Raw genomic sequence first — 14,679 nt, 5'->3', positions numbered from 1 at the left:
AAGTAGAATGGTCAGAATGGCCCTGCAACCGAAAAATTAACACCTATTTTTTCATTCCTGATCGGGATGGTTTTAGCTGAACATTAAGAGCGATGCATAGGCGGGATAGCAATACAGCAAAAAAAACATCGCAAAATTTTATTCTTTATTTTTTATAAAATCCAATACTTAAAAAGTAAAAACAATAACCAAAACAACTTAAAGTCCAAATAATCATTATAAATAAGAATATTTGATTTGTAATATTTTGATTACAATAAAAAGAATTATAATTTAATCAAAGATCTACTAACTGCACCATAATATTTATGAAAAACTTAAATTTATGAAAAAAAACAACCTGCTGGCGCTTGCCTTAATCGGCGCGCTTGCTGTATCTATGTTCGCCTGTACGAAGAAAGATGCAGTAGAAACCACAAGCAATAATGAAATCGCTCAAAGCACTTTATCAAAAATCTCTTCCATGGGCTTCAGTACTGAAGGTGCAAGGAAAGTAGATGGCGGATATTTAGTGGAGGGTGATATTCTTTTAACTGATGATAACCTCTCAAACACTTCAAAAAGTGCCAATTTAAACATTGCTGAAACCGAGCAGTACAGAACCACCAATTTAGTGACCGGACTTCCAAGAGTAATTACGGTTTCGGTGACCAATCTGCCACAGGTTTACAGTGATGCTGTTGACACGATGATTACCCGGTATAACAACCTTGGACTAAACCTGACTTTCCAAAAAGCAAGTACCGGAACTGTTGGAAACATTGATGTTTTAGGCTTCAATGAAGGGCCAAGCGGAGGTTATATTACTTTAGGCTCAGCAGGATTTCCTACATCGGCAGGAAAACCTTTCAACCAGGTAAAAATGAATACCAATGTGAACGCTTATGGCACCAATCCAAACCTGCTTTATTTAGCATCTGTACTGCAACATGAAGTGGGCCACTGTATCGGGTTCCGTCATACGGATTACATGAACCGTGCTTTTAGCTGCGGTGGAAGCAGATCTAATGAGGGCACAGCTGGTGTTGGAGCAGTTCGAATTCCGGGTACTCCATCCAAAGCAGATGCAGCATCATTCATGTTGGCTTGTTCCAACGGAGGAAACAGAACGTTTAATGCCAACGATCGCATTGCTTTAAATTACCTTTACTAAAAAAACTATTAACTAATCCTTATTCATTCATTTAAATTATGGCGCTTAGCTGATCAACCATAAATTTGGCGTGCAATCCAAATTTGCCTCCTGATGACAACATCAGGAGGCTTTTTTTGGCACGTTATACCTCAATGCCTATTCTTCCTAACTTATTCCTGTACTTGCTGAGGTATTTTTTCCATTCCCCCTGATCTGCTGATTGGTGATACCGCGATTGTGCATGATCAAATGCTTCCCGGCTACAATGATTTGCCAGTATGACATCGACATGTTCGATTCCTGCATCTATAACGCTATTGATCACGATGCTTTTACTGATGTTGTTTTCTTTACAGGCTTTATCCAGCCACAAACCTTTGCCCAGCATCACGTACTGTACCAGCAAGTCCTCTGTGATAAAGTTTACAGGTACATCATTAATATCCGGTTCTGAGCGGCTATTGGTAAAGACCGCTATAATTAATTCTGTAGTGATCAATTGAGCTGGAATAAACTGTAACATGGTGCCTTTTGATGCAGCCAGCATGCAAAGCTCCGGGGAAATAAACCGTTCCGGTATTTCTTTTACCGCAAAACCGTCTTTTGCAACCAGTTGCCTGCAAAGTGCTTCCGTAATGTATTTTTCAGGGATAAAAGGCAATGCATAAAAGGTATTTTGTAACACCTGCAAACACAATTCTTCTGTTTTACAGGCTTCGGGAACACGTTTTAGGTTGCGGTAATTCTGTGTTGTCTTTTTACGCCAGTATGCAGCATCCTTAATCGTTAGGGTCTGTCCTTTTAATACAAATTCTCCTTCTTCCAGATCCATCTTCAGCTCTTCGAAAGTTTGGGTTAAGGGGTTGTCGAGATGCCGCGCCAGCTCTTTTGAGAAAAAGTAGTCCCCGCTTTCTTCATCTTCATAACAATTGTTTTCTTCAGGGTGATCATCTGCCCTGTCGTTATAATAAAACAGTTCATTTGCATGTTGCAATACATAGGTATTATGATCATTTGCAATAAACACCGGGGCATACACTGCTCCCTCACATGCAAAGTGCCCGTGATTGTAATCCGTCATGACCACTTCCTCAGCAGTAACATTGCCTTTAACAATCACATAAGCACCACCAAGCAGCATGCTTTGACAGCTTACATTTCCAGCCATATATACGAAGGGCCCGTAATCACCTTCACTGTTAATCACAGCACCATCACAAATGACATTTCCGTTGACCAGAATTCCTTCTATTCTGGTATCAGCGGTTACCTGCTTAGGCAGCAATGTTTTGTTCAGCCATTTCTTTACATCATCCTCAAATACATCCAGATAAAAATGTCCGGAGACATGCACGTCTCCATCTGCCACTAAAAAATAATCCTCCTCCTCCCAGTCATCATATAAATTAAATCCTTCGTACTGTTTTAGAAAGGGGTATCTGATGATCACCTCTTTAATCGGAACTAAGCTAAAAAAATCCATTGCGCTTCATTTAAATCACGAAAGTATCGAAAAAACATATTGTTTTACGGGTAAATCTTTCGCTTTGCGTTCTGCCTCCAGTGCCCGTAATTCCAACCTTCTTATTTTACCGCTAATCGTTTTAGGCAAGGCATCCACAAACTCAATAATGCGCGGCATTTTATAGGGAGACAGTTTTTTTCTCGAATAGGAAAATAAGGCATCTGCCAGTTCTTTTCCGGGATCATAACCCGGATTGAGGATGATGAATGCTTTGACTTCAAAGCCCTTCACCGGATGAGGGCTCCCCACAACGGCCGATTCCAGTACCGCTTCATGTTCCAGCAAAATGCTTTCCACTTCAAAAGGCCCGATCCGGTAATCCGATGATTTGATCACATCATCATCACGGCCAACAAACCAGATATAGCCATCTTCGTCCCGATAAGCCTTATCTCCTGTATAATATAAGCCGTGTTTAAACACTTCCTTTTTCTTTTCCGTATCGCCATAATATTCCTTAAAGATGCCATTACACCGTCCGGTATCCATCCTCACACAAATGTTCCCTTCCTCTCCAACAGGCAATTCCTTACCTTCTTCATCAGCAATGGTGATGTCATACAGAAAAGTGGGCTTTCCCATAGAACCAAATTTCAATTGACTTCCAGGTAAATTGGCCACCAGACAAGTGCTTTCCGTTTGTCCGAAGCCATCGCGGATCAGGATACCTGTTCCCTCTTTCCAGGTCTCAATCACTTCAGGATTCAAAGGTTCTCCCGCGGCCACACATTGCCTCAGGCTAAACTGATAAGATTTCAGGTCTTCAGTAATGAGCATGCGCAATACCGTTGGTGGCGCACAGAAGGTGGTTATTTTATGGCGCTCGATCAGTTCCAGTGTTTCTTTTGGATTGAACCTGCCGCTTTGATGAAAAGCAAAAATCGTGGCACCCACATTCCATGGAGCAAAAAAGCTGCTCCATGCAAACTTTGCCCATCCGGGTTGAGAAATATTATAATGGACATCACCTTTGCGCAGACCAATCCATGAGCTGGTCGTCAGGTGTCCGAAAGGGTAACTCAGATGGGTATGTACCACGACCTTTGGCATTCCCGTTGTTCCTGAAGTAAAAAACAAAAATAAGGGATCATCAGCCCTGGTTTCTGCGGCAAAGGCATGATCACTTTCGGAGGTCATATCCGAAGAGGTATACCAGCCTTCCCTGGTTCCTTCAGCAATGATCTTTACTTTAATCTGCTTTCCTGACCGTGCTTCCGCCTCTTCAATTTTGGAAGCATTCGCCGCATCGGCGATGATCACCTCAGGGGTTAATTTTTCAAAACGGTAAATCAGGTCCGGGACATCCAGAATACTTGCTGCAGGAATCATTCGCAATCCTCCCTTGATGGTAGCCAGCAAGCTGAACCAGGTTAAGGGCTGCAAAGACATTTGAGTTAGCAATACACTACCTTGTCCAATTCCTTTATTCCGCAAAAAGTTCAGCAGTTGGTTGCTTTCCCTGCACATCTCACTGAAGCTAAAATGAATCAGCTGATTCCCATCGGTCCATAACAATGCATCTGCATCCGGTTGTTCTTTTACATGGATTCCCTCGAATATTTCCTTTACCCAGTTGAAGTAAACAGGCTTTATGATCTCCAGTTCATTCAACTGCTGAAATTCCTGATCCGCAATTAACCGGCTGATGGTTATGAATGTTTTTTCCATATCTTAAAGAAAACGAAAATCCCTGTTATTTGTTTAATTTGCTGTTCATTCTATCTAAAACAAATTTTATGGAAACAAAAAACACTGCTCGTGTAGAAGCACAAATGCTCATCAGAAAACCCGCAGGATTAGTTTTTCAGGCTTTCATTGATCCGGAGCTCACTAAAAATTTCTGGTTCACTAAAGGAAGCGGCAAACTGGAGTCAGGAAAAAGCATTACCTGGGAATGGGAAATGTATGGTGTTTCCAGCACCGTGTTTGTGCGGGAGATCGTAGCGGATAAAAAAATATCGGTCGATTGGGATCAGTATTCCACCGTCGTTGATTTTGAGTTTGAAGACATGGGTGATGAAACCACCTATGTTAAAATCACACAGTATGGCTTCCGGACCACCGGAGATGAGTTACTCGCAGAAGTCAGCGGAGCAAGTGGAGGTTTTACCACAGTAGTAGACGGGCTTAAAGCCTATCTGGAACATGGCATCAACCTCAACCTGATCGCAGATAAATTTCCAAAGGGGGTTAAATAGCCCCCCCTTTGTTAACTGATTTTTAACGTCCATGCATATTTACCCGGAAGTTCTGCAGGTAATTTAACCAGCACAGCATTTCCTTTTTTACTCCATTCCAATGGCTTTTTAACACCCAACATGTAAATCTTTGATCCTGGTGTTGGCTGAACGGCATTGATCAGCAGCTCATTGTTCTCGGCTTTATTAAAGATCGCATAAGTGGTTTTACCATCTTTACTTTTAGTGAACCTGATGTTCGCACCATCGTTATAAGGATGACCTCCTTTTGTGCTGTAAATGGCTTCTTTGTTTATTTTTAACCAGTCGCCCATTGCGGTTAATCTTTCCACACTTGGTGCAGGAATCAATCCTTCAGGAGAAGGGCCTACATTCAGCAGGTAGTTTCCTCCCTTAGCCGTGATGTCAACCAGGTTATCAATCAGCGTCTGCTCAGATTTCCATTTATGGTCTGCTTTTACAAATCCCCAATTGTCGTTGATCGTCATACAGCTCTCCCAATAATCCTGTCCGGCACCCGCCAGAATCTCTTGTTCGGGCGTGTCATAATCGCCTGCCGCATCTTTATACTTTTTAACGCCCTGCATTCCGTCACGGCCTTTCCCTACACGGTTATTGATGATCAGAGAAGGTTTAAGGTTGCGCAGGTAATTATAAAGATCTTTACCTTGTGCTTCTGTCCATTCCGGAATCCATTCCCCATCAAACCATAAGATCGCAGGATCATATTTTTTAATCAGCTCTGCCAGCTGAGGTTTTAAATATTCTTCTCTGTACTTGTTAAAATCAGGGTTAACCGTATTCTGATGAATAGAACCTGCGGATTTCGCATCCGGCTGATGCCAATCCATAATAGAATGGTACAAAGCGAATTTTATTCCTCCTGCCTTACAGGCATCAGACAATTCTTTTAAGATGTCCCTTTTAAAAGGAGAAGCATCCATAATATCATATTTGGTCACATTACTATCCCACATGCTAAAGCCATCATGGTGTTTCGAAGTGATCACAATGTATTTTACCCCTGCATTTTTAGCAATATTAACCCATTGTTTTGCATCAAATTGCTGAGGGTTAAACTGACTGGCATATTTTTCATATTCAGCCGTTGGAATTTTATGGGTTTCCATGATCCACTCTGCTCCTCCGCCTTTGCCATTGTATTCCCCCGCAGGAACGGAATAAATTCCCCAGTGGATAAACATTCCAAAGGTGGCATCATCCCACCATTGCATTCTTTTTGTTTTCGCTTCTTTTGATTCCTCCAGATAGTTCTTCTGGGCATAAAGTCCGCCGGACATAAAGATCATTAAAATGATCAACAGGATGTTTTTTTTCATATGTGTGTATTTGGTTTATTTTAATTGGCTATTATAAAGATAGTTGCAATAGGGTTTATTAATTCTGAGATCCTGTCAAATCATTCAGCGAAATTGGCAGATTTCTTAATCCGTTTTTCCTGCTCAGCGCTGATTTGTGCCTCTAAGGAAATCTGCTATTTGTTTTTTTGATGACACCGAAACACGAGGAAACATTTAGTTTTACAATTTCCCCTGATTAACAAAATTTATATCAAATGAAACCGACACAGAAAACTTTTTTGATCTATGGTGTGAGTAAAGGACTAGGTAAGGCTATTTTCAATCAATTGCCCGATGCAGAAGACCGGATTTTTGGTGTATCGCGGACAAAACCTGATTTTTTGAACCTGGAAAACAATAACCACATCTGGATTCCCGCTGATCTTTCGGATGCTAAAAATGCGAAAGAAGGGATTCAAGATGCCATTGGAGCAGAAACAATTGACTATCTGATTTACAATGTAGGCATCTGGGAAAAAACCGCCTTTACCGATGATTACGATTTTGAGCAACTGGCAGTTCATGAAATCGAAGAAATTATTCATACCAATATCACCTCACTCCTGCTATCTGTACAATCCTTTCTACCCAACCTCAGAAAATCTGCAAATGCAAAAATCATCTTTATTGGTTCCACTCTTGGCCTGCCGAACCACAATAAACAGGCAGTTGTTTTTTCTGCGGCAAAATTCGCCTTGCGTGGGGTAGTTCATTCCTTAAGAACCCACCTTAGAAAAGACAACATTGGCATTACGGCACTTAATCTGGGAGATTTAGCAACCGATGTAGAACATGAAACCCTCATCCCCTTAGCTGATGTGATCAGTGCATTAAGGTTTGTGATCCATACCAGCAATGCAACCTGTGTTAAAGAAATTGACATGCCATCGATGAAAGACATCGACCTTTAAGTGTAAATATTCCCTGCCGGACTGTAAAGACCGACAGGGATTATTTTAAGCAAACAGATTTGTTTCCGCACCAAATGCATGGTCTACTACAATCTTCCAGGTGCCATCAGCTTGTTCCCGCATCACCTCAATGCCTTTGGCACTGATTTTCACTTCATCGCCATCAGTGATGTTCCATTCCGATCTTCCTACCGCAATGTTTCCCGTCTGAAGACAATAAACCGTCTTGATTTCCATTTTTCCTTTGATCGATAAAATGGCTTTGATGGCTTCCTCAAAGTTCTCTTTTCCGGACACCGGCTTTCCCGGCTCAGGAACGATCACACCTGTGACATCGTATAGGTTCATTACGGTGGCTACATCACCGGTGTTGAAGGCTGCAGCCAGTGCTGCATGTGCATCTTCTGCTCTTGTTGGTAAGTTCATATTTATTAGGTTTTAATGGTGAATATTCCTGGTTCAGGAAAAAATAGTGGAAAAACTGCCTTCCCTGATGATGGCTGCGGAACGTTTCCCCGTTTCTTCATAAATGCTGTTAAACAGGAAGCCGCCCATACTGATTCTCTTAACTCCGATCATTTCCAGCTGTTTAAAATCAGGTAATCCAGGCATGCACATCACATTAATGGGAAGGTGGCTGGACTTTACCACTTCAATAATATCATCCTTGCTGGTGATACATGGAACAAAAATCCCATCCGCACCAGCATCCTCGTAGATTTTAATACGGCCGAGTGTTTCATTAAGGGCATCTGGCATTCCCAGGAGGAAGGCATCTGTCCGGATGTTTAGAAATACGTTTAAGTTATTCCGGTTGATGTGACTGGCAACTGCCGACAGGATTTTCTGAAAATCAGTAGTCGGTATCAATTGCCGGGCGGTACCGGCAACTGTATCTTCCAGGTTGATCCCCACCACGCCCAGGTCATGCAACTTTTCTATGTGTTCAATGATTCCGGAAACGCTCCGGCTGTACCCTCCTTCCAGATCAACCGAGAATGGGATCTGAACCCGTTCCACTACTCTTTTTGCCAGTTGAAGGATAAGGTCAAAAGGCAATTGTTCTCCATCCGCATATCCATAAGCGTTTGCCAGTGCCTGACTGGAAGTCCCGATTGCTTTATAGCCATTGGCCTCGAAGATTTCTGCACTTTTTACATCCCATATATTCCCCAGTAGAAATGCTGATGTTCCCTGATGTAGTGCAGCAAATGTTTTAAAAGTTCCCATACAATAGATTTAATATTTTTGTTTAATGATTAACTGTAAACAAAGATATTGAGCTGATAAAGCCCAAAATTGTACAAACCGGAACTGTAGGGAATTTAAGGTTGCATGAGTGAATTTACAGGAGTGATGTTCCCGATATAGGCAGATGGCGTGATGCCGGTAAATGATTTGAAATCTCTTATAAAATGCGATTGGTCAAAATAACCACATTCATAAGCGATGGCCGTGAAAGGCTGTTCATTTTTAGCAATCAGTTTCAGGCTTTGCTGAAACCTGTTGATCTTATGAAATGACTTTGGAGAGAGCCCGGTATTCTGATAGATTAACTTTTGCAGGTACCGGGAGGTAATCCCATGACTGGATGCGATGTTACTGATGTTACTTTCTTCCGGGTTCCTTTTCATGCTGTTCAATATATCCGCCACTTTATCCACTCTGAACGCCCTTTTTTCATTAGCTACCAGACGCTGAATTAAAAACTGTTCCAAAAGGGCAAGTCTGTTATTCAAGTCTGTTGCTTCCAAAAGTTGCTCATGCAGTTTTTTTACAGCAGTCCCCATAATCTCACTGAGGTCAAAAATCCGATCGTTAAACACCCCAATCTCATCGTTAAAAAAATAAGCTGCCGAGTGGGTAAAAAATTTGATGCCCAGCATGCTGTGTTTCCCTTTGGATTTTATCGGCAAGGGCTTTGTAATCTGCCCCCACAACTCTATCGCCGGGGTTTTAATGAACTGGTCTTTAACAGAAGATTCCCAGGTTCCTCCGCCCAGATTAAAAATCACTTCCATATCACCACTGGGGAATACGGTATCGTCAAATTCAATCGCTGAATCTGATTCAAAACTATAATAATGCCTTACATAAGGCTTTAAGATAACTGATGGAAGGAAGTGTTTGAATTCCATATTTAAATTTAACTAATTTTCAAACGAAATCAGCACTGAAGTTTCAGGCTAAACCAATGCTAAGGTTTCAGGCAAAATCAATACTGAAGTTTCAGGATAAATCAATTCCAAAGGATAAAGATTACCGGATAAAATTATTCCGCTGATCCCTCTTAAAATTGTACAAATCGGAACAATTCATTTTACGTATATTTATGTTGACCATCTTTTAATCTGATGCAACTATTTAAAGTTCATACCAACCAGCAAGATTACCGCTCCGGACCTCATTTGGTTCCCCTTCTTTTATTGCTCATTTCCGGGATCACCGGATTCACTGTATTTCAGGATTTCCTGCATTCTAACTATAACCATTACCCTTTTTATTTTTCCGAGTCTCTTTTATTTAAAACCTTCTGGTTGCTCTTTTTACCACTTTTACTCCTGCAGTTCAGCTTCTTAAAAAAGGTCCATTCCCTTGTTCCCGCAATCCTGCTTCCTTCAATCCTTCATATTTTTGCATTCCCCTTGCTGGTCTGGATGTTATCAGCATTACTATTTACCCATACTTATTCATTTAAGGATGTCATTGGCTACACAATTTCAGAAGATGCCTATAAATATTTATTGATTTACGGGTCTGCAGCCTTTCTTTACCGCTATCAACAAGTAACACAAAAAAAACAGGAGGAAGTTCCGGCAATGAAGCTTCAAAAGATCACTGTGGGCTCCGGAAGAAATTACAGCAGCATCGCTGTGGAAGAAATCTTATACATCAGCAGCTGCGCTCCTTATATTGCCATCCGGACCCAACAAAAAAAACACCTGCACGGGGAATCCCTGAAATCCATGATGGACAAATTAGACCCGCAACAATTCATCAGGATACATAAATCTACCATTGTTAATGTGAATCATATACGTTCCTATAAATCCAGGTTAAATGGAGATTATGATATTTTGTTGAAAAATGAAGAAGAGATCCGGCTGAGCAGAAACTACGCTTCCGACTTTAAGAAACTTATGGAATGAAGGTCCTCCGCTTGGCATAAAATCTACTCAGGATAGCTTGTTTCATTTCGCAGATCAGGAGTTAAAGCAGAATTTTGAGTAAAACCAAATCTGTATGAAACTGCATATGAAAACTAATTATCTCAGCCTGGTTAATGAGGTCGCCCTCCTTTTTACGGTACTGCTGTTCAGCTCCTGTCAGGGTCAAACACAAAGAAACCATACCGCTAATGCGAAACTCATTGGCGGCGGCTGTGATGGCTGCGAATTGATGTATATCGGAATGCCCAGACAGATTAAGGCCATTGATACCAGTGCCGGCTGGGCAGAAAAAGGTCAAAAGCTATTGATTAGTGGAACGGTATTGAAGCGTGATGGTAAAACTCCCGCTCCGGATGTGGTCATTTATTATTGGCAAACTGACAATAAAGGTTATTATTCGCCCCGAAAAGGAATGGATAAAAGAGCCCTTCGCCATGGTCATATCAGGGGTTGGGTAAAAACCGATCAACAAGGTAAATATGCCATCTATACCATTCGCCCTGCTACCTATCCTGATCGTTCAGAGCCTGCACATATCCATACCTCCATAAAAGAACCGGAACTCCCCACTGAATATTATATTGATGAATTTGTATTTGATGATGATCCTTTACTCATATCAAAAAAGAGGGAGTCCCTTGAAAATCGTGGAGGAAGCGGCATTTTAAAACCAAGTGTTTCAGGCGATTTGCAAATTGCAAAACACCATATTATACTAGGCCTCAACATCCCCAATTATCCTCCGGAGCACTGAGAAATTCAAAAATCCCTGTAACATTTGAAAGCCAGGACTTGTCATAGGGATACAAACTCAGCATGAAAAAAATCACCATCTTACCCCTTGTATTCTCCATTCTTTTTTGGGGCCTGAATTCCTTTGCACAAGACAGCCTGATTACCGCATCAGCGCTAAAAAATGTAAGCGTTTTTGTAAAAGAATTCAACAGCTTTAAAGGGCCTGGCTGGGATAAGATCATCACCCAGGCAAAGGCCAGTCCGAATGTACTGATCGGGGAAGATCATTTTACAAATGAGACCCCTTATTTTACTTCTGCTATCGCTTCTGAAATAAAGTTTGATCACTTTTTTTGTGAAATAGACCCATTTACTGCCCGGATCTTACAGGATAAAATTAAAACCTTATCTGCTGTTGCTTTACAAAAATACCTGAACGAGTACGGTGAAACCTTTTCCTTTTATGCCTTTAATCCGGAGTTTGAACTGCTCAAAGAATTAACCAAAGCAAATACCAAAATACAGGGTACAGATCAGATTTTATTGATTGGAGACCGCCTGATCTGTAATGAGCTCAAAAGATCAACAAAAAATAAAAGAGCTAAAGCGCTGTATCAGGACATTGAAACCAACTCAAAAATATACTTTGAAAACTTTCTGAAAGACCAGAGCAAGCCTTTTTACCTCGTTACTGATGATTTCGATAAAAAGGTAACAGAATTATCCGGTCTAAAGCTGAGTAAGGAAGAGCAGGAAATCATTGCTGCACTCCAGCTGAGTGCAAAGATATACAAATCGGGCAGCCATCACCTGAGGATTCAACTCATGAAAAACCGACTGATGAGCAAGCTCAGTGAATGGCAGGGAAAAAAGAACCTTTTCAAATATGGGGCAAATCACCTGGCAAAAGGGGAAAGTTTGCTGGAGATTTATGATATCGGCAATCTGGTAAACAATATTGCTGACAGCGAATTCTCCGGTTCTTTACACTTGATGATCCTGGGTACAAAAGGAACTCAGGCCTCTCCCTTTAAAGGCTTTCCTGACGAAAAAATAGACGAACAAAGCAGTATCATAAAATCACTAAAGCCTTTGTTAGCCGCCGTTGATGGAGAACAATGGCATTGTCTGGACCTCAGTGCCATCAGGAGGGCCATACAGGAAGGAAAAATCAATGTGAAAAATGTGACCCTGTCAAGAATCATCAAAGGCTATGACCTGCTTGTTGTTGTTCCAACCGTCAGTGCTTCCAAATTTATAGCGCCCTAAATAAAGTCCTCTTTCCTGAACCCGAGCATAAAAAAGCCCTCAAAATTCAAATAATTTTGAGGGCTGCGCAATTTTGGACAATAATTTGTGAATACCTGATTTTTACAGGTTTTTCAATCCTTTTGTCTGAGTTCCATCTGCTGCGATGATACTGATCGCATATCCTCCTCCAGGAGCAGCAAACTGAGTCAGTTTTGATTTACTGTTTACCAATACTTTACGGATTTGATAAGCCTGTGGATTTGTTTTATAATGTGCATCTTTTGCATCACTATAGATGGTAGCCACATAGGTTTTACCAGGCTGTAAAAAGTCAAAAGAGATCTTTGAGGTATGTCCGGTTTCTCCGGCTACACTACCTACAAACCAGTTGTTTGTTCCTTTTGCTTTACGTGCTACAGAAACATATTCGCCCGGTTCAGCTTCCAGGTATTTACTGTCGTCCCAATCCATGGCTACATCTTTAATGAATTGAAAAGCATCCAGGAACCTGTTGTAATTTTCGGGCAGGTCTGCCGCCATCTGTAAAGGACTTGCCATGGTTACATATAATGCCAGCTGATTTGCGATGGTCGCGTTCAGATGAGATTTGTTATCCGGATTAAGTTTTGAGATGTCCATTTCGAAAATACCAGGGGTATAATCCATTGGTCCACCGATCAGACGGGTAAAAGGCAAAATGGTGGTATGGTTTGCTTTACTTCCTCCAAATGCCTGATATTCTGTTCCACGGGCGGATTCATTACCGATCAGGTTAGGATAAGTACGGTTAATTCCTGTCGGACGTACCGCTTCATGAGCATTGACCATAATTTTATATTTGGCCGCTTTCTCCAATGCATACTGGTAATGGTTCACCAGCCATTGCCCGTAGTGATATTCACCACGAGGAATGATATTCCCTACATAACCACTTTTTACGGCATCATATCCATTGTCTTTCATGAACTGATAAGCCTGATCCAGGTGACGTTCATAATTTCTGACTGAACCAGATGTTTCGTGGTGCATGATCATTTTAACCCCTTTACTTTTTGCGTAATCCCTGATTTCGGCCACATTGAAATCCGGATATGGCGTTACAAAGTCAAAGACATAATCTTTGGAGTTGCCGAACCAGTCTTCCCAGCCTACATTCCATCCTTCAACCAACACGCCATCAAATCCATGTTTAGCTGCAAAGTCAATGTATTCTTTTACATGTGCCGTATTCGCAGCATGTTTGCCATTCGGTTTCACTTTGTTGTAATCTGTTACGCCCAACTGTACACTTGGCAATTCGTCGGTATAAGCCCAGGAGCTTTTTCCGGTGATCATTTCCCACCATACGCCAATATATTTACTCGTTTTGATCCAGGAAGTATCTTCTATTTTAGAGGGTTCATTCAGGTTCAATGTCATTTTTGAGGCTAAAATATCACGGGCATCATCGCTCAGGATCACTGTTCTCCAGGGAGAAGTAGCAGGAGATTGCATGTATCCTTTATCCCCTTTTGCATCCGGAGTTAACCAGGATTCAAGAATCATGTTTTTATCGTCCAGATTCAGGTTCATCGTAGAATAGTTCAATAAGGCCGCTTCATGGATGCTGATGTAAAGGCCATCGTTACTTTTCAGCATTAACGGAGCTTGTACCCCTGTTTCAGAATATTGAGTCTGAGAGGAATTATCAGTCACTGCGGTATGAAACAGCCCTCTGATTTCTGATAACTTAGAGGTAGTATAATCATATTCCTGGGTATCATAATCACCAGGAATCCAGTATGCTTTCATATCACCTGAAAGGGCAAACTGAGTCTTTTCCTCTTTGATGACAAAGTAATTCAGGTTTTTCTGTTGTGGAAATTCATAACGGAATCCCAGGCCATCATTGAAAAGGCGAAATCGGATCAGGATGTTTCTGTCTGTACTTTTCTGGTTCAGCGTTACTGCCAGTTCATTATAATGGTTTCTGATATTTTTCAGTTCTCCCCAAACCGGTTGCCAGGTTTCGTCGAAGGTAGTAGTTTTGGTATCTGCGACCGAAAACTGATCATATAAGGAAGTCTTTGGATTGGCTGATCCGGATTTCATTCCCATCTCTGTGCCAAACTTAGCGGGGGCTCTTTCATCCTTCAGTTCCAGACCAAGCTTTCCCGGTTTAAGTACTACTTTTCCTTTATAGGTTAGTTTATAGGTAGGTATTCCTCCATTCTGGATGCTGAAGTTCATCAGCAGTTTGCCATCTGGCGATTTCAGGTCTTGTGCATTTACCATTTCAGTGGAAATACATAAAGACAATAAGGCGATAAATATCCGTTTCACGTTATAATAATTAGGTGTGAAAGCAAATATATCATTTTAACGGGAACGTTCCCAATAGAACATTCCCGTTA

Annotated in this window: 13 protein-coding genes; 6 read left to right on the top strand and 7 right to left on the bottom strand. The window is 41.3% G+C overall.

Annotation, left to right across the window (positions count from 1 at the left end):
• Positions 1-325 precede the first annotated feature (325 nt).
• On the top strand, positions 326-1,153 hold the full coding sequence (locus BUC20_RS10675) for a M57 family metalloprotease (RefSeq protein ID WP_073230702.1): 828 nt from the start codon (positions 326-328) through the stop codon (positions 1,151-1,153).
• A gap of 124 nt (positions 1,154-1,277) precedes the next feature.
• On the opposite strand, the gene BUC20_RS10670 is transcribed toward BUC20_RS10675, so the two are convergent.
• Positions 1,278-2,618: a polymer-forming cytoskeletal protein gene (locus BUC20_RS10670; RefSeq protein WP_073230700.1), complete on the bottom strand. Its 1,341-nt coding sequence runs from the start codon at positions 2,616-2,618 to the stop codon at positions 1,278-1,280.
• Positions 2,619-2,633: 15 nt separating this feature from the next.
• Positions 2,634-4,328: an acetate--CoA ligase gene (locus BUC20_RS10665; RefSeq protein WP_073230698.1), complete on the bottom strand. Its 1,695-nt coding sequence runs from the start codon at positions 4,326-4,328 to the stop codon at positions 2,634-2,636.
• A 68-nt stretch (positions 4,329-4,396) separates the two neighbouring features.
• On the opposite strand from BUC20_RS10665, the gene BUC20_RS10660 reads away from it, so the two are divergent.
• A complete protein-coding gene (locus BUC20_RS10660; protein WP_073231775.1) occupies positions 4,397-4,858 on the top strand; it encodes an SRPBCC family protein in 462 nt (153 codons plus the stop codon).
• Between the two features lie 11 nt (positions 4,859-4,869).
• Here the strand turns inward: BUC20_RS10660 and BUC20_RS10655 are convergent, their stop codons facing one another.
• Positions 4,870-6,198 (bottom strand): alpha-L-fucosidase, encoded by a 1,329-nt coding sequence (locus BUC20_RS10655; protein ID WP_073230696.1) that lies wholly within the window; start codon positions 6,196-6,198, stop codon positions 4,870-4,872.
• A gap of 236 nt (positions 6,199-6,434) precedes the next feature.
• Here BUC20_RS10655 and BUC20_RS10650 point away from each other — a divergent pair, with 236 nt between their 5' ends.
• Positions 6,435-7,130 (top strand): SDR family NAD(P)-dependent oxidoreductase, encoded by a 696-nt coding sequence (locus BUC20_RS10650; RefSeq protein WP_073230694.1) that lies wholly within the window; start codon positions 6,435-6,437, stop codon positions 7,128-7,130.
• Positions 7,131-7,175: 45 nt separating this feature from the next.
• On the opposite strand, the gene BUC20_RS10645 is transcribed toward BUC20_RS10650, so the two are convergent.
• From BUC20_RS10645 to BUC20_RS10635, 3 genes are all read right to left on the bottom strand, one after another.
• A complete protein-coding gene (locus BUC20_RS10645; RefSeq protein WP_073230692.1) occupies positions 7,176-7,556 on the bottom strand; it encodes a YybH family protein in 381 nt (126 codons plus the stop codon).
• Positions 7,557-7,589: 33 nt separating this feature from the next.
• Entirely contained in the window at positions 7,590-8,360 is a 771-nt protein-coding gene (locus tag BUC20_RS10640; RefSeq protein WP_073230690.1) for an isocitrate lyase/PEP mutase family protein, read from the bottom strand.
• Between the two features lie 95 nt (positions 8,361-8,455).
• Entirely contained in the window at positions 8,456-9,268 is an 813-nt protein-coding gene (locus BUC20_RS10635; protein WP_073230688.1) for a helix-turn-helix domain-containing protein, read from the bottom strand.
• A 216-nt stretch (positions 9,269-9,484) separates the two neighbouring features.
• Between BUC20_RS10635 and BUC20_RS10630 the strand changes: the two genes are divergently transcribed.
• The 3 genes from BUC20_RS10630 (at position 9,485) to BUC20_RS10620 (ending at position 12,304) form a co-directional block, all read left to right on the top strand.
• On the top strand, positions 9,485-10,279 hold the full coding sequence (locus BUC20_RS10630) for a LytR/AlgR family response regulator transcription factor (RefSeq protein ID WP_073230686.1): 795 nt from the start codon (positions 9,485-9,487) through the stop codon (positions 10,277-10,279).
• Positions 10,280-10,385: 106 nt separating this feature from the next.
• Positions 10,386-11,054: a dioxygenase family protein gene (locus tag BUC20_RS10625; protein WP_073231774.1), complete on the top strand. Its 669-nt coding sequence runs from the start codon at positions 10,386-10,388 to the stop codon at positions 11,052-11,054.
• Between the two features lie 62 nt (positions 11,055-11,116).
• Positions 11,117-12,304, top strand: coding sequence for a hypothetical protein (locus BUC20_RS10620; RefSeq protein WP_073230684.1), 1,188 nt, complete (start codon positions 11,117-11,119; stop codon positions 12,302-12,304).
• Positions 12,305-12,406: 102 nt separating this feature from the next.
• On the opposite strand, the gene BUC20_RS10615 is transcribed toward BUC20_RS10620, so the two are convergent.
• Positions 12,407-14,608: a glycoside hydrolase family 97 protein gene (locus BUC20_RS10615; protein ID WP_073230682.1), complete on the bottom strand. Its 2,202-nt coding sequence runs from the start codon at positions 14,606-14,608 to the stop codon at positions 12,407-12,409.
• Positions 14,609-14,679: the final 71 nt, after the last annotated feature.

Origin of the sequence: Pedobacter caeni (assembly GCF_900129215.1) — a bacterium.
Classification (GTDB): domain Bacteria; phylum Bacteroidota; class Bacteroidia; order Sphingobacteriales; family Sphingobacteriaceae; genus Pedobacter; species Pedobacter caeni.
Note: the sequence above shows the minus strand (reverse complement) of the source record. Positions and strands in the feature narration are given on the sequence as shown.

What these genes read in the sequence shown, in the direction of transcription:
- BUC20_RS10645 (WP_073230692.1), bottom strand. Translation starts at nt 7,556, where the DNA reads ATGAACTTACCAACAAGAGCAGAAGATGCACATGCAGCACTGGCTGCA.
- BUC20_RS10630 (WP_073230686.1), top strand. Translation starts at nt 9,485, where the DNA reads ATGCAACTATTTAAAGTTCATACCAACCAGCAAGATTACCGCTCCGGA.
- BUC20_RS10675 (WP_073230702.1), top strand. Translation starts at nt 326, where the DNA reads ATGAAAAAAAACAACCTGCTGGCGCTTGCCTTAATCGGCGCGCTTGCT.
- BUC20_RS10640 (WP_073230690.1), bottom strand. Translation starts at nt 8,360, where the DNA reads ATGGGAACTTTTAAAACATTTGCTGCACTACATCAGGGAACATCAGCA.
- BUC20_RS10650 (WP_073230694.1), top strand. Translation starts at nt 6,435, where the DNA reads ATGAAACCGACACAGAAAACTTTTTTGATCTATGGTGTGAGTAAAGGA.
- BUC20_RS10670 (WP_073230700.1), bottom strand. Translation starts at nt 2,618, where the DNA reads ATGGATTTTTTTAGCTTAGTTCCGATTAAAGAGGTGATCATCAGATAC.
- BUC20_RS10665 (WP_073230698.1), bottom strand. Translation starts at nt 4,328, where the DNA reads ATGGAAAAAACATTCATAACCATCAGCCGGTTAATTGCGGATCAGGAA.
- BUC20_RS10620 (WP_073230684.1), top strand. Translation starts at nt 11,117, where the DNA reads ATGAAAAAAATCACCATCTTACCCCTTGTATTCTCCATTCTTTTTTGG.
- BUC20_RS10660 (WP_073231775.1), top strand. Translation starts at nt 4,397, where the DNA reads ATGGAAACAAAAAACACTGCTCGTGTAGAAGCACAAATGCTCATCAGA.
- BUC20_RS10655 (WP_073230696.1), bottom strand. Translation starts at nt 6,198, where the DNA reads ATGAAAAAAAACATCCTGTTGATCATTTTAATGATCTTTATGTCCGGC.
- BUC20_RS10625 (WP_073231774.1), top strand. Translation starts at nt 10,386, where the DNA reads ATGAAAACTAATTATCTCAGCCTGGTTAATGAGGTCGCCCTCCTTTTT.
- BUC20_RS10635 (WP_073230688.1), bottom strand. Translation starts at nt 9,268, where the DNA reads ATGGAATTCAAACACTTCCTTCCATCAGTTATCTTAAAGCCTTATGTA.